The following is an 18577-nucleotide window of genomic DNA, read 5'->3' as shown; positions in this document are numbered from 1 at the left end:
TTTATCAGTCAAAGGTGCGCGAATGAACGTATTGTCATTAATGAAAGTATTGCCCGTTTTATTATTAACGGTCATATCAAACTGCTATGCCGGTATTGTACTTGGCGGCACCCGGCTTATTTTCCATGGAGATAAAAAGGAATCATCGCTCAGCGTTAATAACCCTGATAATGTTCCGTATTTAATTCAGTCATGGATTGAATCTGAAAGCGGTGGCTCTGCCAAAAACGCGTTTTTGGTCACGCCGCCGCTGTTCCGGCTGGACGGCGGCCAGAAAAATCTCCTGCGCATTGAGAACATTTCGCCGCAGTCTCAGGATAAAGAAACGTTGTTTTGGCTGAATGTTAAGGCTATTCCCTCAACCACCAAACAGCAAAATGCGCTAAAGATAGCCATCAAAAACCGCATAAAAATGATTTATCGGCCCGCAGGGTTAACGTCTCAGAGCCCGGAGGAGCAGGCAGAAAAATTACGCTGGCAACGCAGCGGGGGAAAACTCACGGTCAATAATCCCACGCCGTTTTATATGAATTTTATGTATGTCCGCCTCAACGGGCAGCCGGTACAGACGGCGACCTACGTGGCACCGAACTCAACCGCCAGCTTTACACTCCCCGCGAAGGCCAGCGGCAACGAAATGAGTTGGGCATTAATTACCGATTACGGCGCCAGCGGTAAAGAGCACCGAACTTCGTTCTGATTGTTTTGTTTCCATAACAATACACGGAGGCTGGGATGCTGAATCTGCCATACCTGAGGGGCAAGCGCTGGTTTTACGTGGCGGGATTTTTCTGCCTGGCCAGTGGGCTACTTCATGCTGAAGAATACTTCGATCCCGATCTTGTCGAGGTGGCCGCGCCTGAACAAACCGTCAGCGATCTATCCAACTTCAATGCCGGGTCGCAAGCACCCGGTGTTTACCATGTCGATCTCTACGTTAATGGAGAGATGCGCGAATCTCGTGATGTCACTTTTCGTACCGATAAAAAATCAGGGGACAAAGTGGGTTTAGAGCCTTGCCTGAGCCGGGCAGAGCTGGACAGCTACGGCATCGACGTCGCCAGATTTTCCGATCTCAAAGACGATGCCGAGGGCTGCGCCGATCTGCGGGTCATTCCTGAAGCGCAGGCGCGGTTCGCCTTTAACGACCAGCGGCTGACGCTCAGCGTGCCTCAGCAGGCGCTTAGCGAACGGGCGCGGGGATACATCCCCCCTGAGCGCTGGGATGAAGGCATCAATACCCTGATGCTTAATTACAATTATTCCGGCGTGAATTACCTCTCGGCGAATGACAGCGTGGGGAGCCGCAGTGACTATGTGAACCTGCGGCCTGGCGCAAACGTCGGGCCATGGCGGGTGCGTAACTACACCACCTGGTATCGCGACGGCAAAGGCCAGGACACCTGGAATACCGTTTATACCTATGTCCAGCGCGCCATTGTTCCCCTCAAAAGCGTCCTGCTGGTGGGAGATGGCGTCGCCCCCTCGGATGTATTCGATAGCATCCCGTTTCGTGGCATGCAGTTAACCTCTGATGAAGATATGTATCCAGAAAGCGTGCGCGGCTATGCGCCAGTGGTGCGCGGTATCGCCCGTACCAACGCTGACGTAGTGATCAGGCAAAACAGCTATGTGATTTACCGAACCTCCGTGGCACCCGGTGCGTTTGAAATCACCGATCTTTATCCAACCGGCAGTAGCGGCGATCTGAATGTCACCGTCCAGGAAAGCGACGGCAGCGAACAAAATTTTACCGTGCCGTTTGCCTCTTTGCCGGTATTGCAGCGCGAAGGGCGCGCGAAATATAACCTGGCTGGCGGTCAATACCGCACCTATGACAGCGCGGTGGAGAACAGGCAGTTTTATCAGGCAACGCTGATTTACGGTTTACCCTGGCAATTAACGCTGTATGGCGGGGGAGAGTACGCGCCTTCTCGCTATCGTGCGGGAGCACTGGGGCTGGGCATTAACTTTGGCGCAATGGGGGCTTTATCAGGCGACATCACTGCGGCGCAAGCCACGGTGAAAGCGGTCGATGAAAAGAGCGGCAAGGCCGCGCGGTTGCGTTACAACAAATCGGTTACCGCAACCAACACCACCCTTGCGCTGGCGGCGTATCGCTATCTGGATGAGAGCTATTACACCTTGCAGGAAACGCTGGATTCCTGGACCCGGGACGAAGATGTTGATTTACCCGAACGGCGTAAAAATCGTTTTGAAACCACCCTGAGCCAGGGATTATGGGAAAACGCCGGAGCATTGACGTTCAGCTTCGTCACGGAAGATTACTGGGACAGCAGCCAAAAATCGCGCTCGCTCTCCGTGAGCTACAACAATAACTGGCGCGGCATCAATTACGGACTGAGCTACAGCGATAACCAAAATACTTCTTCGTCGGCGCAATCAACGGGAACGGCCACGCAACGGCGCGACCGGCTGCTGTTTTTTAATCTCAGTATTCCTCTCGACCGCTGGCTTAAAAACACCTGGACAAGCTACAGCGGCAGTTTCTCCAATAATGGCGGTGCCACCCACAGCGTCGGGCTCAACGGCTCGCTGCTCAAAGACAACAATTTCAGCTGGAGCGTTCAGGAATCCCGTAACAGCGATGAAGATGCGTTAAGCGGCAGCCTGAGCACCAGCTACAAAGGGACTTACGGCGAAGTCACCGCCGGATACGGGCATGACAGCGATCAGAAACGGCTTAACTACGGCCTAAAGGGCGCGATTGTCGGGCACCGGGATGGCGTCACGCTTTCTCAGGCGTTGGGTGAGACGGCGGTACTGGTGAAAGCGCCGGGTGCCAGCGGCGTCAGTATTCAAAATCAGCCGGGCATCACCACGGATTATCGCGGTTACACCCTGGTGCCTTACGTCACGCCCTATCGCGAAAACACCATCACGCTGGACAACACTACTTTTGGCAACGATGTCGATGTCGATCTGGCTGCGCGAACCGTGGTGCCGACGCGCGGCGCGATCGCCCGCGCGTCTTTTAATACCAGTATCGGTCAGCGGGCATTAATTACCTTGCTGTTGCCCGATGGCAAACCTGTCCCCTTTGGCTCCAGCGTTGCGCAACACGATCAACCGGACGCCAGCGCCGGCATTGTTGGCGAAGACGGCGAGGTGTACCTACGTGGTTTACCTGCTTCAGGGCAATTGCTGGCTAGCTGGGGCAGCGGCGAAGCGGATTCCTGCGTTGCCGATTTTACACTGAGCCAATCCAGGGCGAAGACGGGCCTGATAATGATGACAGCAGCGTGCCGACCGGCAACAGCGCACGCCGCAGGGGGGAATGATGAAAACCAGTAAATCTGGCGAGCTAAGCCTGGTACTCCTGCTGCTATGGGTCTTCTCACCTTCGCTTAGCGCCGCGTATTTCAGTAGCGCAACGGTTCTTGACGCCGCTTACCGATTAAGCAGTTTTACTATCCCCATCACAGCAGGTGCGACGACTGAATGGGCAGATAGCGGTGTGATGCCTTATAACGTAGTGTCAGATGGCGTGGAGGGCAGTTATGTAAGCCTGTCTATGGGTGGGTATGTGTTAGGTGATGGCGTGACCTGGATAACCACCAATAATGGGATCGGCGTGCAATTTAAACTGACGGATGTGAATGGCTGCCTGCCTGAATTACTGACGCCACCCTATAAATACGTTCTGCCAGCCACCACCTCCTGCCTTTCCAGTTCGTTGCGCCTAAGTTATCGGCTGGTGCGGTTAGCGGATTTTGTTCCGGCAGGGGAAATCATGATGCCCAATGTCCAGGTGCTGTTTGATAATCACCCTGACTCACCTGTCGCGAATTTTGCTCCGATGTATTACAGCGGATTAACCGATCAACCGATCGTTACGCCCTGCGATATCGACGTGCCGTCAGTGGTGCGTTTAGACGATCTCCCGAGCGCAAATTTGCAAACTGGCACCATGAATGTAAAGCCCGTGCCCTTAACCTTTACCAACTGCCCTGGAGCCATCAGTAATATTCGCTATCAATTTACCAGCGCTTATGGCCCCCACGATACGGTTTACGGCACGATAAATACTCGCCCCGGCTCGGCGGCGGGTATTTATTTCCAACTGCTGCGCTCTGCCAGCGAACCCTATCAGGTGTCAACTTTTTACGATCTGGAGGGATACAACGGCAGCGGTAATTACACGGTTCCTTTTAACGTTGCCTATTATGCGGATCTCCCCTCACAGGTGACGCTGGGCGATGTGGAAGGACAGGTCACCCTGGTGGTCAATTATCAATAAGTCCCTTTGGGGAACACATATGAAAAGTTCTGTTTTGATAAAGCTGATATTACTGGCGTCCTTAACTGCCCACCCTGCCGCGGCTGAAAAAACGGATTTCAAAATTATCCGGCTTCAGGGGCGGGTGGTCGCATCGCCCTGCGTGGTGGAGCAGCAAAGTATTAATGTTAATCTCGGCGACAATATAAAAATGAGCGATCTGGCTACTGCCGGCTCTTTTACGTCCTGGGTCGCCTTTTCTATACGAATCTATAACTGCCCTCAGCAAACGTCGCTGTCGACCATTACCTTCAACGGCACGGCAGATAATTCAAACCCGGACTTTCGTTACCAGAATAGCGGAACCGCCACCGGGGTCGCGGTTGAATTATTGGCAGAAGATGGGACGCCGCTCGGTAATGGTAAGTCGTTAACCAGCGCCATTACCAATCAGGAATATACCTGGAACCTGCGCACGCGTGCATGGACCGAGTCCGGCAGCGTCCGACCGGGAACCGTTTCCGCCGTAATAAGCGCCACGCTGACATACCAGTAGCGATAAGAGAGCACAGCTATGTATCAATTTATCCGCGCTTTTTTGTTTCTGTTCGGATTTGCTTTGCCGGTGAGCGCCGCAGACGTGACTCTCAATATTGCCGGAAATATCGTCAATACGCCCTGTACGGTAGCGGGCGGCGCGACGACCAATGTCGATTTGGGTCGCTACGAAGAGGTGATTTCACACAGCGATGATTACGCTTATCCGGTAAAATATTTTACGCTCGACCTCATCAATTGCCCGATAGCCTGGGATACCGTGAAGCTGCAACTGGAAGGCGACTGGGACGCGGTCAATGCGGTTTTAAAAAATAGCGGCACGGCGCAAAATGTGGGAATTAAAATTTCAATCCTTAATAGCGATAGCGCGTGGATTTCTGCCGGTGACTGCATCACCAATGATAATTGCCTGTGGCCCATCAATAAAGAAACCGGGGAAGTTCATATCCAGTTTTCAGCGCAGCCTTATAATTTCGATGGTGGTATTACTGCGGGTTCGGTCTCCGGACAGTTGGCTTTTACCATCACCTATCAATAACTAATATTTTTCCGGGAGTTTTTTAGCATTAATTAAAATGCCGCGTTGCGTATCGATATAATCTCCCTCTTTCAAATCCCGGAGGATACGCATGACGTTGCTGCGCGACAGTTTAGTCTGCTTGATGATATAGCTGGCAAGCGGTAACTGCTTGCGGACATTTTCCGGTAACTGCATAAGTTCTAAAATAATATTGCGAATGATGGTGTAGGAATCATGCCCGGTCAATCGGTTATCCCGGGAGATGATATTGGAAAACTGGTAGGAAATAATTTGCATCAAAGATAGCCACATATGATGCTGATTTACCAGTTCAAACGCCAACGGAATCGGAATACAGCCAAAATGGCTTTCGACGTCGGCGCGATAAGAGTAATGATGAAGCGGATGAAAATGGTTAACAATGCCAAAAATAGATTTCTGCGTCGTGTGTGCGAGATACAAATTATCTTCATCGCGAATGAGCGAAATACGCCCCTCACGGAATAAAAATATAAAGCCGATCATCTCCTGATAGGTAATGAGTTGGCCTTTTTCAAGGGTAAATAAATTGGCGCAAGGCTCAAAAATGGTAAACAGCGATTCGACAGCCGCATCGGGGCGAGCATTCGCAGCAGATTCTGACGTAATAAATGAAGGATCGTTCATCGTGTTGCCCTGGACGGCATAACCATGAAAGAAGTGTAGTCGAAGCGGTAAAAAACACCCGTTGAACCAGGCTCTGCGCCAGCTTGCGCAGAGCCTCTGGCTACTTAGTCTGAAAAGTACCAGTAGCCGCTGTTGACCAGCGCAGCCAGCATCGCCAGGAATGACGGATCTTCCAGGGCATCGCCCAGTTTATCGGCATTCACTACAATGTTATTTGCCAGCGCATTTAACGCCGGGCGGTGAGGGCTGTTGATCTTCTCGCCGTTAACAAACACCTCTTCGCCGATGCGCAGTACGCGCAGCCCGCCGAGGCGCACCAGCGAATCACCCTGTTTGAGCGCGTCATACACTTCGTCCGGCTGGTACGGCGGTTCTGCCGGGGCCACGTCCAGCTCATGGCGCGACTGGGTGATGAACTCGCCAAACCACTGGTTAAAATGTTCCGGCTGGTTAATCAGATCCAGCATCATACCGCGCAGCTTATCCAGCTCCTGCGGCTGGATATCCGCCGGATACTGGCGCGCAGGCACATCCGGGTCGGTATAGCGCTGGCTGCCGAGTTCGCGTTGCAGCACATAATCGGCGAAACCGCTGATCAGCTCACGGCCACTCGGGGCGCGGAACCCCACCGAATAATTCATGGAGTTTTCCAGCGAATAGCCTTCATGCGGGAATCCCGGCGGGATATACAGAATGTCGCCCGGTTCCAGTTCTTCATCAATGATCGCCTCGAACGGATCGACCTGTAGCAAATCTGGGTGCGGACAGTGCTGTTTCAGCGGCGTTTTCTCGCCTACGCGCCAGCGGCGACGGCCCACGCCCTGAATAATAAACACATCATACTGGTCGAGATGCGGGCCAACGCCGCCGCCCGGTACTGAGAAGGAGATCATTAAATCATCGGTGCGCCAGTCGGGCAGGGCGCGGAACGGGCGCATCAGCGCCGCGGTGGGTTCATGCCAGTGGTTGACGGCCTGCACCAGCAGCGACCAGTTGCTTTCGCCCAAGTGATCGTAGCTTTCAAAAGGACCGTGGCTGACCTGCCATTTCCCGTCAAGATGGCTGACCAGCCGGCTATCCACTTCGTTTTCCATGGCCAGACCCGCCAGTTCGTCCGGGGAGAGGGGGTCGATAAAGTTTTTAAAGCCGCGTTTCAACACCACCGGACGCTTTTGCCAGTGATGCTGAATGAAATCGGGCCAGTTTAAATCAAGTTGATAGTCCATATTGTTTTCCGTCGGCATAGAACCTTAGCGGATTATAACGGACGGCATCACCTCTGCATGGCCTTTATGACGTTTTTTGCGAGTTACTGCCGCTCTCCGCGCTGTTTATATCCTGACGGGCAAAAATCACCTCCATGCGCGCGCCGCCGAGCAGGCTTTCGCCGGGGATAATCTGGCCGCCGTACTGCTCAACGATCTCTCGCGCCACCGACAACCCTACGCCCTGGCCGGGCCGTAATGTATCCACACGCTGCCCGCGATCGAATATCAGCGAGCGCTTGCTGAGCGGGATGCCCGGACCGTCGTCATCCACATACAGATGCAGCGTGTCATCGGTTTGCCGGGTGGTGATTTCGACAAACTCCAGGCAGTATTTGCAGGCGTTATCCAGCACGTTGCCCATGACTTCCATAAAGTCATTCTGTTCGCCCATAAACATGGTTTCCGGGGAGATATCCAGCGTGATGGTGACGCCTTTACGTTGATACACCTTATTTAACGCCGAGGTGAGATTATCCAGCAGCGGGGCCACAGAGTGCAGCTCGCGGCTCATCAGCACGTTGCCGCCGCGCATGCTGGCGCGGTGCAGGTAATAGCCGATCTGCTGGGAAATCCGGCTGATCTGTTCAAGCATCACCGGCTCCGCCTGGCTAACGGTCATTTTGTCGGTACGCAAAGACCGCAAGGTGCTTTGCAGCACCGCCAGCGGCGTTTTCAGGCTATGGGTGAGATCGGTCAGCGTGGTGCGGTATTTGTCATAACGCTCACGCTCGCTGGTCAGCAGGCGGTTGAGGTTGGTGACCAGGCTGGTCAGTTCGCGGGTAGTCGCCGGGTTGAGATGCTCGCGGTGATGCTCTTCCAGCTCGCGTACCTCACGCGCCAGCGACTGGATGGGCCGCAGGCTCCACCATGCCGCCAGCCACAGCAGCGGGATCACCAGCAGCAGGTTGGCGATCAGTACATAGATAAACCAGCTCCACACCATATACGAACGCTTGAGTTCGATGGGAATGGTGTCGACCACCACTATGGTCAGCGCAGGCATCAGTTCGGTGGCGGGATACTGGTTCACCGCCACCGAGTGGGTCATTTCATAATTAGTCTCGTCGTCACGAAAATCGCGCAGCTGTTTCTGGAGGGTTGAATTGGTGCCCAGCAGCGCGCTACTGGCCGAAAAATCGGTTTCCAGTTCATGAAAGCCGTTCGCGGCGAGCCATTCCGGTTGAATAGCCTTCACTAACAGCGGCACATCGCGCTGCGCCCACAGCAGATGGCCGCGTTCATCATAAATCAGGGCCATCGTTGGGCTTTGCAGATTGAGGTTTTCCGGGATCTCGACGTTAATCTTGCCGTTTTCCCACTTCGCCAGGGTGTAGAACAGATTGCTTTCGCCGCGCAGCAGCCGGAAAGTGGTTTTATCAAAACTGACGCTATAGCCCACCAGCGCCACCATGCCGTAGGCCAGCGACAGCACCAGTACTACGGCGGCGGTCGCCAGCAGAAAGCGTACCCGTAGTGACAGCGGGAAAATGTGCCTCAGCAGTTTATTCATGGACGCAGGTCGAAGCGGTAACCCTGGCCGCGCACTGTGGTGATCACATCCACCGGATGCTCGGCGAGGATTTTCTTACGCAGGCGGCCCATCAGCACATCAATAGTGTGGCTCTCGCGCAGCTCCGCATCGGGGTAAAGTTGCAGCATCAGCGAGTCCTTGCTCACCACTTTACCGTTATTGCGGATCAGGGTTTCCATAATGGTGTATTCAAAGGCCGTGAGTTTCACCGGCGCGTCATTGATAGAAAATTCCCGGCGTGACAGGTCAAGCTGGAAAGGCGGCATGGAGATTACCTGCGAGGCCAGGCCGCTGTTGCGTCGTAACAGCACCTGTATGCGCGCCACCACCTCTTCGATATGAAAAGGCTTGGTCACGTAATCGTCCGCGCCCGCACCCAGCACTTCTACTTTATCCTGCCAGCCTTCACGCGCCGTCAGCACCAGCACCGGGATGGTGACGTCATGCCCGCGCCAGCGGCGGATCATCGACAGCCCGTCTTCATCCGGCAGGCCGAGATCGACAATAGCGATATCCGGCATGTGCTCATTAAGGAAATAATCGGCTTCTTTCGCGTCTTCTGCGGCATCCACCTGATGCCCCAGTTCCGATAGCTGCACCTTAAGATGGTGACGCAGCAGGGCATTATCCTCGACAACCAGTACGCGCATGTTCAATCCTCATCAGGAAACTGTTTCATAGTGTAACGCTAATTATCGGTAGCGGGTGTTAAACCAGGTTTAAACACCCTGATTGCTAACGATTAATTGAACGAGCCATGCGGCTGTAGGTATGGCGAACGCCGCGAATGGCGACGCTATAGGTAAAAATATTCTCCGGCAGCGCCAGTCCGGCATAGCCGGTATCGCCAATATGATGAATATCGGCACCGGCCATCTTACTCATTAGCGCCATTTGACGAATAGTTTCACGATCGGCCCCTTCCTGTGACGTGCCGATGGCGGTCATTGCCAGCGCGCCGCGCTGGTGGGTGAAGTCAATCAGCGCGGCGACGCGCTCCACGGTCATGCCCGGAATGGTGCCCGGCGCGGGGACCAGCACTACGTCAGCGCCGTTATCGACAAACAGCGCGATATCCTGCTCGGTCAGCAGGGCGCTGCCGCTTTCCCGCACAATGCCCGCGCCGTGCATTTTACCGGTGATCAGCACCAGCTTATCGCCGATCGCCTGGCGAATGAGATTGAGCGATTCGGCAATCGCCTGATTGCTGACGCCGTTATTGGGGTTACCGGTCAGTACCACAATCCGTGCGCCCATTTCATACAGATTGCGGGCGTTATCGGCAGTCGCCGCGCGGCCCGGCGTCATCTGCCAGAATTCATCATGCTGACTGGCATGGGCGGGATCGACCGCCTCCAGGTTTACGCCGATCACCCGCCCGGTTAAGCGCTGTAGCTCGCGCAATGTTTCCTGCGGTTCAATGCCGGCTGGCAGGCCGTTAATCACCGGCGCGCTAACATCAAACAGATTGAGCAGCAAAATATCCGCCCCTTGGCTGGCGGCGAGTTCGGCATTGGTGATGTTGTTTAACAGTGGGGGGATCGCGCCGATACATTCGCTGACCAGGATACGGCCTTCACTGGCACGGATGGCGTAAATCAGATCGTCTTTTTCAATGTTCGCCAGTTCCGAGGCGCTGCAATCAAGATAACGTTTCATCATTTTCTCCTGTGGTTTTGTGTACGCTAACCCAGGTACGAATGGCAGGCAAAAAAAACGCCGCCCGAAGGCGGCGTAACTCGCAAATTTTTTGACAAGGCTTACTTCAGCTCATCAACCATATTGACCGCGCGGCCAATATAGTTTGCTGGCGTCATGCCTTTCAGGCGGGTTTTCTCGTCTTCCGGCAGATCCAGGCTGTCGATAAACTGTTTCATGCCTTCGGCGTCCACGCGCTTGCCGCGCGTCAGCTCTTTGAGTTTCTCGTACGGCTTTTCGATGCCATAGCGGCGCATCACGGTCTGGATCGGCTCCGCCAGGACTTCCCAGTTGTGATCCAGTTCGTCCAGCAGGCGATCGGCGTTCACTTCCAGTTTGCTCACGCCTTTCAGGGTGGACTGGTAAGCGATCAGCGCATAGCCAATACCCACGCCCAGGTTGCGCAGCACGGTGGAATCGGTGAGATCGCGCTGCCAGCGGGAAACCGGCAGTTTGCTCGCCAGGTGCTGCAATACCGCGTTGGACAGCCCCAGGTTGCCTTCGGAGTTTTCGAAGTCAATCGGGTTCACTTTATGCGGCATGGTGGACGAGCCGATTTCACCGGCGATGGTTTTCTGTTTGAAGTGGTTCAGGGCAATGTAGCCCCACACATCGCGGTCGAAGTCGATCAGGATGGTGTTGAAACGCGCCACGCAGTCAAACAGTTCCGCGATGTAGTCGTGCGGTTCAATCTGGGTGGTGTACGGATTCCACTGAATGCCCAGCGAGGTGACAAATTCTTCGCTGAACAGATGCCAGTCCACTTCCGGGTAGGCAGCGATGTGGGCGTTGTAGTTGCCGACCGCACCATTGATTTTGCCGAGGATTTCCACCTGCTCAAGCTGGCGGTACTGGCGCTCCATACGGTACGCCACGTTTGCCATCTCTTTACCCATAGTCGAAGGGGTTGCCGGCTGGCCGTGGGTACGGGACAGCAGCGGCAGATCGCGATATTCGTGCGCCAGCGCTTTAACGGCGTCAATCACCTGGCGCCAGTACGGCAGCAGGACGTCCTGGCGCGCGGTTTGCAGCATCAGCGCATGCGACAGGTTGTTAATGTCTTCAGAGGTGCAGGCGAAGTGAATAAACTCGGACACGGCATGCAGCGCCGGGACGTCCGCCACTTTCTCTTTCAGGAAATATTCCACCGCTTTCACATCGTGATTGGTGGTGCGTTCGATAGTTTTGATGCGCGCAGCATCGGCTTCAGTAAACTGCGCCACGATCGCATTAAGGAAATCGTTTGCGTCTGCGTCAAAAGCAGGAACTTCCTTGATCGCTGCGTGCGCGGCCAATTTTTGCAGCCAACGTACTTCGACCTGTACGCGGAATTTCAGCAAACCGAACTCGCTGAAAATAGCGCGCAGAGCGCTGACTTTATCGCCATAACGTCCATCAATCGGAGATACGGCGGTCAGGGAGGATAATTCCATCAGTGACTCCTGGGAGGTTAACAATGAGCAAGAATTTGTTTCGCCTGATGAGTCAGACGATTACGGGAAAACATTAATTGCAGGCGGCCGCCGCCAACCTGATGCCACAATACGGCGGCGCGAATACCGGCCAGCAGCGCGGCGCGAACTTTGGCCTGCACCTGCGGGCTTTGTAACACGGCAGGGGAGCCGGTGACCTGAATACGCGGGCCCAGCGGGCTAACCACGTCGACATAAATGCCCGCCATGGCGCTTAACAGGGTTTCCGATTCGAGATCGAAATGCTCAAGCTGGCGTTGCAGGCTGTCGATACGGTCGCCGAGGGATTGCAGCGCCCCTTTGGCGGAATTGAGTTTGCGCTCCAGCACCATCAGGCTCAGGGTATAACGCGTCAGCTCGGCGTTAAGCCCCTGGCGGTTATTGGCATTCAACACGCCCAGCAGGGTTTCCAGACCCAGCTTCAGATTCGCTTCGCTGCCGCCAAATACGCCCAGCGTGGAATCCGGGTTCAGGTCGATAACGCTGTTCAGCGACACGTGCATGGCGTCGCTGTCGCAGTGCCCCTGGTGTGCCAGTTGCTGCACCAGGCGCGCCGACTGGCAGACGCCTGCCAGCGCCAGGGTGATGTCGTAATAGTTCTTCGCCACGTTAAACCACTCCTTGTATACCCTGTGTCTTCAATATGGCAGCGTTATCGGCTGCACCCGTTTAAACCGGCAACGGCAAGCGTTGCTCAATGATACCGCCGCCGAGGCAGATTTCGCCCTGGTAAAACACCGCCGACTGGCCTGGCGTGACCGCCGCGACCGGCTCGTCGAAACGCACTTCAATACGGTCATCGTCCAGCGGAACGAGAGTGCAGGGGATGTCGGTTTGGCGGTAACGGGTTTTCACCGTACAGCGCACGGTCTCACGAACCGGCTCGCGGTCCACCCAGTGCAGTTGCTGGGCAATCAAACCGATCGACATCAGACGCGGATGGTCGTGCCCCTGGGCCACCACCAGAATATTGTTGGCGACGTCTTTGTCGACCACGTACCACGGGTCTTCGCTGCCTTCTTTGGTGCCGCCGATGCCTAAGCCTTTACGCTGGCCCAGGGTGTGGTACATCAGACCCTGGTGTTCGCCAATCTCATCGCCGTCTACGGTCACGATTTTACCCGGCTGGGCAGGAAGATAGCGGCCCAAAAACTCGCGGAATTTGCGCTCGCCAATAAAACAGATGCCGGTGGAGTCTTTTTTCTTCGCGGTGATCAGATCAAGCTCTTCGGCGATGCGGCGCACTTCCGGTTTTTCCAGTTCACCCACCGGGAACAGGCTCTGGGCGATTTGCTCGTGGCCCAGGGTATACAGGAAGTAGCTCTGGTCTTTATTGCCGTCGACGCCGCGCAGCAAACGGCTTTTGCCGTCGATATCGGCGCGGCGCACGTAATGCCCGGTGGCGATGTAATCCGCACCCAGGTCTTCGGCGGCAAATTCCAGGAAGGCTTTAAATTTGATTTCTTTATTGCACAGGATATCCGGGTTCGGCGTGCGGCCCGCTTTGTATTCGGCAAGGAAGTGTTCGAACACGTTATCCCAGTATTCTGCGGCGAAATTCACGGTATGCAGCACAATGCCGAGCTTATCGCACACGGCCTGGGCATCCGCTAAATCGGCGGCTGCGGTGCAGTACTCCTCGCCGTCGTCCTCTTCCCAGTTCTTCATGAACAGGCCTTCTACGTGATATCCCTGCTTAAGCAGCAGGTAAGCAGAAACTGAGGAATCGACACCGCCGGACATCCCGACGATCACTTTTTTTGGGCTTTCAGACATGGAAGTACTCACGACAAAAATCTAAGGCGGCGTATTCTAGCACGCAGTTGCGGCTTAGGCATCCCTTGTAAACGGCCAGTTAAAATCACCGACCACCTCAAGCGGATAACGTACGCCGGTCTGGTAGCTGCGAATGCTCTCCGCCACCAGCGGCGAGCGCAGATGCGTGGCGTTGAGGATTTCCCCGGCGCTGACCCAGACGCAGCGTTCAATATCGCTGTCATGGGGCGTGGTGGGTAACTGCTCATCGAGGTCGATGGCGAACAGGAAACGCAGGAACGGCGTCTTGTCCGGCGCGATCCACTGATGTAGGCGGATAAACGTTTGCGGCTGCGCGCTGATGCCGGTCTCTTCCCATAGCTCGCGCGCTGCGGCTTCTACCAGGGTTTCATCGGCCTCCAGGTGCCCGGCAGGCTGGTTCCACGTCACTTTGCCGTTAACGGTCTCTTCAACCACTAAAAATTTACCCTGTGCCTGGACGACGCAGGCTACCGTGACATGCGGTTTAAACATCAGGACTCCTTAAGCGGGATGGCGCGCCAATCACCGTTAGCAAGATTATCAAGGGTGTACTCGCCCATAGCATAGCGAATCAGGCGCAGAGTCGGGTGCCCAACGTGCGCAGTCATGCGGCGTACCTGGCGGTTGCGTCCTTCATAAAGGGTAATTTTCAACCAGCAGGTGGGGATCGATTTACGCTCACGGATCGGCGGGTTACGCGGCCACAACCACTCTGGCTCTTCGACCCGCTCGACGCCAGCGGGCAGCGTGGGTCCGTCGTTCAGCGCCACGCCGTGGCGCAGCGCGTCCAGAGACGCCGCGTCCGGTTCGCCTTCTATTTGCACGTAATAAATTTTCCCGGTGCGCTTGCCGGGCTGAGTCAGCTGCGCCTGCAACGCGCCATCATTGGTCAGCACCAGCAAGCCTTCGCTGTCGCGGTCGAGACGACCTGCGGCGTAGACGCCCTTTACCGGAATATAATCCTTCAGCGTGCTGCGGCCGGCTTCATCGGTAAACTGCGGCAGCACATCGTAAGGTTTGTTAAACAGGATCAACTGCTTCGGCCCGGTGGGTTTCGGTTTGCGTGGAGCCTTACGCGGGCTGAATCGGTCAGGCTGGTGATTTCTTAAAGAGGATTTAGAATCGCTATAGTATTTCATGGTAAATTCCAAATAAGGCTATACGCAGAGGGTAGCACAGTGTCGGATTGCATTGGATATTTAAGGTACTCGTCAGAGGTTCAGGGTTCAGGCTCGTCAGTGCAGCGTCAGCGCGGTCTCATCAATGCCTGGGTTAGTGAGCAGCGGGAGAGGCACGGAAAAGATTACACCGTTGTGTGGTATCAGGATTTGGGCATTTCGGGTTGGGATGGTTCGAACCGTGACAAAGGTGCTCTTGGTCGTCTTATTGGTGATATTGAAGCGGGGGTGTTCCCTCCCGATACACCGATGTAAGTATCCCGCATAATCGTACCATTCACATTTAGAGATCCTCCGGCATAATCAATCTGCCAACGAAGGAGATCGCTATGCGTAAAGCCCGTTTTACTGAGCATCAGATCATCGCTGTGATTAAGTCGGTTGAAGCCGGACGAACCGTTAAAGATGTCTGCCGGGAGGCCGGTATCTCTGAGGCCACTTACTACAACTGGAAGTCCAGATACGGCGGCATGGAGGCTTCTGATATTAAAAAGATCAAGGATCTTGAGGACGAGAACCGGCGTCTCAAACAGATGTTTGCCGACCTGAGCCTTGAGAACCGGGCGCTGAAAGACGTTATCGAAAAAAAGTTTTAAAACCAGCCTTTAAGCGTGAGCTGGTCACTCATCTGATAACGACATTTGGACTCAGTATCCGTCAGGCCTGCCGGAGTCTGAACCTGAGCAGAACGGTTTACCATTACCGTCCGGATACCACGCGTGACGAACCCGTTATTGTCGCGTTGCAGGCAGTGGCCGAGCGATACCCACGATACGGTTTTCCGAAACTTTTTCAGGTTCTGATTCAGGTTCTGAGGCGGCAGGGACACCCGTGGAATCACAAAAGGATCCATCGTATTTACTGTCTGCTGAAACTGTATTTTCGCCGTAAGGGCAAACAGCGGTTGCCGGTGCGTAATCCCTCGCCACTGGCCACGCCAAAAGCGCTGAACCAGAGCTGGTCTGTCGACTTTATGCATGATGCACTGGTCTGTGGCCGTCGTTTTCGCACGTTCAATGTCGTTGATGACTTTAACCGTGAGGCGTTGTCGATTGAAATCGATCTGAATCTGCCAGCTCTGCGCGTGGTCCGTGTGCTCGACAGGATCGCGGCAAACCGTGGTTATCCGGTCATGCTACGCATGGATAATGGTCCGGAATTTATCTCACTTTCACTGGCTGAATGGGCAGAGAAACATGCAGTAAAACTGGAGTTTATCCAGCCGGGTAAGCCGACGCAGAACGCTTTTATTGAGCGCTTTAACCGGACATACCGTACAGAAATACTCGATTTTTATCTGTTCAGAACGCTGAACGAAGTGCGGGAAATCACGAAAAGATGGGTGTCAGAATATAACTGTGAACGCCCGCATGAATCACTGAACAATATGACGCCGGAAGAATATCGACAGCACCATTATTTGGCCGGGATCTCAAAAAATGCATGGAACTAAAACGGGTCTATTTACAGTAAGAGGAGCGTAAGCCCCTTTTTCATTCCCGCTAATCGTACAACCATTTTCCAGCCTTTGCAGACTCGATAATCATTGCCACGCTCAACGGTTTTATCTCCGGTTCTGGTGACGGTCGTTTTTGCCAAAAGGGGTATTCATATTCGAAATAGTTTCTGCCATCAAAGTTAGAGTGTTCAATGTCGAAATGTTCGAATAAATCTGATAGAAAATCATGTGCATCTTCTGGCGCAAACTCGAAATCCTCAAGTAAAGTCCATTCCTTTGTAATCTGTTTCAATTCCGGTCTGAACCAGCGTTTTTTAATCGGGTAGCGCTGCATAATATACCCGATAACCTCTGCTTCAATATCCCTGGACATTAGAAGGAAGTCCACTGTATACGGTCAGAAGGTCTTGCAATCAGGTTGTATTTATCGCGTGTATGTTTAGCGACAAGCTGAACCGTAATAATCAATTCAGCGTAACCCACAAAAGGAACCCAGCGGCCTAGAAAGGTTGCAATCTTATTTGTCGGAACCATCTTGAGCTTTGACAGTTTACCCATAGGGGCGCTAGGTCTTAGCCCAAAAGGAAAACGGGCATCTTTAAGAATCTTCCTTGAAACTATTGATGCAATGCTTGTTCCTGGTGTATTGGTGGCTGCTGAGAGCTTACCGGAAACGGGAATGAATGGTTGCCCTATAAGAACCATGCTCACACCTTCCGTTGTCATCCCTAGCGCATCTGCAAGCTGTTCAATAAATATCAGGTCGAACAGTTCACCAGGTGTCACATTAGGGTGTCCGTGGTAGAAGTATGTTCCATTCCTTTCTTCTGTAGTGTCCATTTCTCAACACTCCATTGTTAAGCAGCAGGGCGCTCATTCCATGAATCAGAGAAAATTATATTACCGTCATTATGCTTCCACGTGATTTTCTCATAGCGCATTTCAACAGATTCCAGGTGATTGTTATTGTTATCACCAGGTGAAGCCATTGAAGGCGATACTGAGACAATACGCACACCCTCTAACAGGATGTTGAAATACTCTGCTTCCTGACCAGCGTCATTAATCTTATAGAATTTGAACTCTGCTTTTTGCAGAGACTGACCAGTTGCAACAGCCTTGTAAAGGTACGGGCTGGAATAGTCGAACTCTTTCACGATTAAGAGCGGGGAGTGAATGCGCTTACCTGTGGGCTTTCCGGTGAGGTTGTCCGTAGGTGTCGAAAGGTTGTGATGGAAGCCCTTAAACTCGATGCTGAACTCCCTGTTCTGAACGTCACAGCCACCTTTGATAAGTGCGCCGCCGTCATCGTATAACCACATGTTGCCAGGTATAGCCATTCTCATAATCTCCATATATTTAGTGGTGGATTTAGGGATAGGTTAGCGCAACAAATAAACAGACTCAAATCATACCGTTAACGAAACTAATCGAATGCAAGTGAATTATTCATTTAATAAATATACAAATCAAATTCATGTGTTTTATGAATTATTCCCTGCCGGCCACATGCGAGTGGCTGCACACAGTCTTATTCAGTGTCTGGTGAGATGAATGCATGGATTCGTTGCAGTGCTTACTAGAGCCACCAAACTTATAAAGGTGGTGGCTATAAAAATCTATTCTTTAAAATCAGGGTTGGGTTGTTGCTGAATTCTCCAGAGCGGTAGCGCTTTACCTTTATAATCTCTTGGGATGGTAATTCCAAAAACTTCTGGCTCATGTCTAGTGTCAATAGCGGTCACAGTCTGCTCTCGAATTGTCTGCTCATTAAAAGCTGAATCGCCACGGGTTTAACAGACACCTCGGATTCATTTTGGAGTGCTCCCGAGTCCGTAGACAAATCTGCCCTATATTTCATTTACCGTTCCCTGCTGACGGTCTGCGAACATGTTCACTTGACTGTATGCACCAGTAGCTGCAATGGCGTAATCTTCTGCAAACTTAATTGTAAGCGCATCATCAGAAAGTTCACTGTACGCTTCTTTGGCAATCCTCAGTGCAACCTTTTCATATAGGGCGGGGGATAGTTCTGCTTTGTCAGCAAAGTAGGCGCAACGTAACGCATCATCTAAACCGTGTGGAAATTGTGATTCGAGTTGGTGAGCAGATGCAGAACTTGCCAGCAGTACCTGAGCTATCACGGAAAAGCGTTTCATGTGAACCTCAGAGAATGTTGAAGCCATAAAT

General features: G+C 53.3%; 21 protein-coding genes. 7 read left to right on the top strand and 14 right to left on the bottom strand.

Annotated features, from left to right (window positions below):
* Positions 1–22: 22 nt before the first annotated feature.
* The 5 genes from ACVV26_RS12940 to ACVV26_RS12920 are packed head-to-tail and all read left to right on the top strand — an operon-like array spanning position 23 to position 5336.
* Positions 23–700: a fimbrial biogenesis chaperone gene (locus tag ACVV26_RS12940; protein WP_474797427.1), complete on the top strand. Its 678-nt coding sequence runs from the start codon at positions 23–25 to the stop codon at positions 698–700.
* Positions 701–735: 35 nt separating this feature from the next.
* The gene (locus ACVV26_RS12935; RefSeq protein ID WP_474797425.1) at positions 736–3315 is read left to right on the top strand and encodes a fimbria/pilus outer membrane usher protein; all 2580 of its coding nucleotides are present in this window, start codon (positions 736–738) and stop codon (positions 3313–3315) included.
* Positions 3302–4261 (top strand): fimbrial protein, encoded by a 960-nt coding sequence (locus ACVV26_RS12930; protein WP_474797423.1) that lies wholly within the window; start codon positions 3302–3304, stop codon positions 4259–4261. The genes ACVV26_RS12935 and ACVV26_RS12930 overlap by 14 nt, the downstream gene beginning before the upstream one ends.
* Positions 4262–4280: 19 nt before the next feature.
* Entirely contained in the window at positions 4281–4796 is a 516-nt protein-coding gene (locus ACVV26_RS12925) for a fimbrial protein (protein WP_474797421.1), read from the top strand.
* A gap of 18 nt (positions 4797–4814) precedes the next feature.
* On the top strand, positions 4815–5336 hold the full coding sequence (locus ACVV26_RS12920; protein WP_474797419.1) for a fimbrial protein: 522 nt from the start codon (positions 4815–4817) through the stop codon (positions 5334–5336).
* Here ACVV26_RS12920 and ACVV26_RS12915 read toward each other — a convergent pair whose 3' ends face one another.
* The 10 genes from ACVV26_RS12915 to rluE all read right to left on the bottom strand — a co-directional run bounded on the left by ACVV26_RS12915 (position 5337) and on the right by rluE (position 14889).
* Positions 5337–5984 carry a helix-turn-helix domain-containing protein gene (locus tag ACVV26_RS12915; protein ID WP_474797417.1) on the bottom strand — a complete coding sequence of 216 codons (648 nt, stop codon included), beginning with the start codon at positions 5982–5984 and terminating at the stop codon, positions 5337–5339. It abuts the gene before it with no gap.
* A gap of 104 nt (positions 5985–6088) precedes the next feature.
* The gene (locus ACVV26_RS12910) at positions 6089–7210 is read right to left on the bottom strand and encodes a ribosomal protein uL16 3-hydroxylase (protein ID WP_474797415.1); all 1122 of its coding nucleotides are present in this window, start codon (positions 7208–7210) and stop codon (positions 6089–6091) included.
* 64 nt (positions 7211–7274) lie between these two features.
* Entirely contained in the window at positions 7275–8762 is a 1488-nt protein-coding gene (gene phoQ / locus ACVV26_RS12905) for a two-component system sensor histidine kinase PhoQ (protein ID WP_474797413.1), read from the bottom strand.
* Complete coding sequence (gene phoP, locus ACVV26_RS12900; RefSeq protein ID WP_312985055.1) at positions 8759–9433, bottom strand: two-component system response regulator PhoP; 675 nt, start codon at positions 9431–9433, stop codon at positions 8759–8761. Before phoP ends, phoQ begins: the two co-directional genes overlap by 4 nt.
* A gap of 85 nt (positions 9434–9518) precedes the next feature.
* Entirely contained in the window at positions 9519–10442 is a 924-nt protein-coding gene (locus ACVV26_RS12895; protein WP_474801843.1) for a DUF7916 family protein, read from the bottom strand.
* Positions 10443–10543: 101 nt separating this feature from the next.
* Complete coding sequence (gene purB, locus ACVV26_RS12890) at positions 10544–11914, bottom strand: adenylosuccinate lyase (RefSeq protein ID WP_474797411.1); 1371 nt, start codon at positions 11912–11914, stop codon at positions 10544–10546.
* Positions 11915–11931: 17 nt separating this feature from the next.
* Entirely contained in the window at positions 11932–12561 is a 630-nt protein-coding gene (gene hflD, locus ACVV26_RS12885) for a high frequency lysogenization protein HflD (RefSeq protein WP_474797409.1), read from the bottom strand.
* A 61-nt stretch (positions 12562–12622) separates the two neighbouring features.
* Positions 12623–13729, bottom strand: coding sequence for a tRNA 2-thiouridine(34) synthase MnmA (gene mnmA / locus ACVV26_RS12880; RefSeq protein ID WP_474797407.1), 1107 nt, complete (start codon positions 13727–13729; stop codon positions 12623–12625).
* A 54-nt stretch (positions 13730–13783) separates the two neighbouring features.
* Positions 13784–14242: an NUDIX hydrolase gene (locus ACVV26_RS12875; protein ID WP_474797406.1), complete on the bottom strand. Its 459-nt coding sequence runs from the start codon at positions 14240–14242 to the stop codon at positions 13784–13786.
* A complete protein-coding gene (gene rluE / locus ACVV26_RS12870; RefSeq protein ID WP_474797405.1) occupies positions 14242–14889 on the bottom strand; it encodes a 23S rRNA pseudouridine(2457) synthase RluE in 648 nt (215 codons plus the stop codon). Before rluE ends, ACVV26_RS12875 begins: the two co-directional genes overlap by 1 nt.
* 39 nt (positions 14890–14928) lie before the next feature.
* On the opposite strand from rluE, the gene ACVV26_RS12865 reads away from it, so the two are divergent.
* A complete protein-coding gene (locus tag ACVV26_RS12865) occupies positions 14929–15183 on the top strand; it encodes a recombinase family protein (RefSeq protein WP_474797403.1) in 255 nt (84 codons plus the stop codon).
* Positions 15184–15257: 74 nt separating this feature from the next.
* A protein-coding gene (locus ACVV26_RS12860; RefSeq protein WP_474797402.1) for an IS3 family transposase occupies positions 15258–16381 on the top strand; the annotation gives its coding sequence in 2 pieces (ribosomal slippage) (positions 15258–15519 and positions 15519–16381; 1125 coding nt in all).
* A 49-nt stretch (positions 16382–16430) separates the two neighbouring features.
* Here ACVV26_RS12860 and ACVV26_RS12855 read toward each other — a convergent pair.
* The 4 genes from ACVV26_RS12855 to ACVV26_RS12840 all read right to left on the bottom strand — a co-directional run bounded on the left by ACVV26_RS12855 (position 16431) and on the right by ACVV26_RS12840 (position 18573).
* Positions 16431–16760, bottom strand: a complete 330-nt coding sequence (locus tag ACVV26_RS12855) for a DUF1493 family protein (protein WP_474797401.1) — start codon at positions 16758–16760, stop codon at positions 16431–16433.
* Positions 16760–17227, bottom strand: a complete 468-nt coding sequence (locus tag ACVV26_RS12850; RefSeq protein ID WP_474797399.1) for an STM2901 family protein — start codon at positions 17225–17227, stop codon at positions 16760–16762. Before ACVV26_RS12850 ends, ACVV26_RS12855 begins: the two co-directional genes overlap by 1 nt.
* Positions 17228–17244: 17 nt before the next feature.
* Positions 17245–17727, bottom strand: coding sequence for an Hcp family type VI secretion system effector (locus ACVV26_RS12845; RefSeq protein ID WP_474797398.1), 483 nt, complete (start codon positions 17725–17727; stop codon positions 17245–17247).
* A gap of 510 nt (positions 17728–18237) precedes the next feature.
* Entirely contained in the window at positions 18238–18573 is a 336-nt protein-coding gene (locus ACVV26_RS12840; protein ID WP_474797397.1) for a hypothetical protein, read from the bottom strand.
* Between the last annotated feature and the right edge of the window lie 4 nt (positions 18574–18577).

The organism is Atlantibacter sp. MEI4A-1023 (genome assembly GCF_056155425.1).
This window is presented reverse-complemented; position numbering and strand designations above follow the sequence as displayed.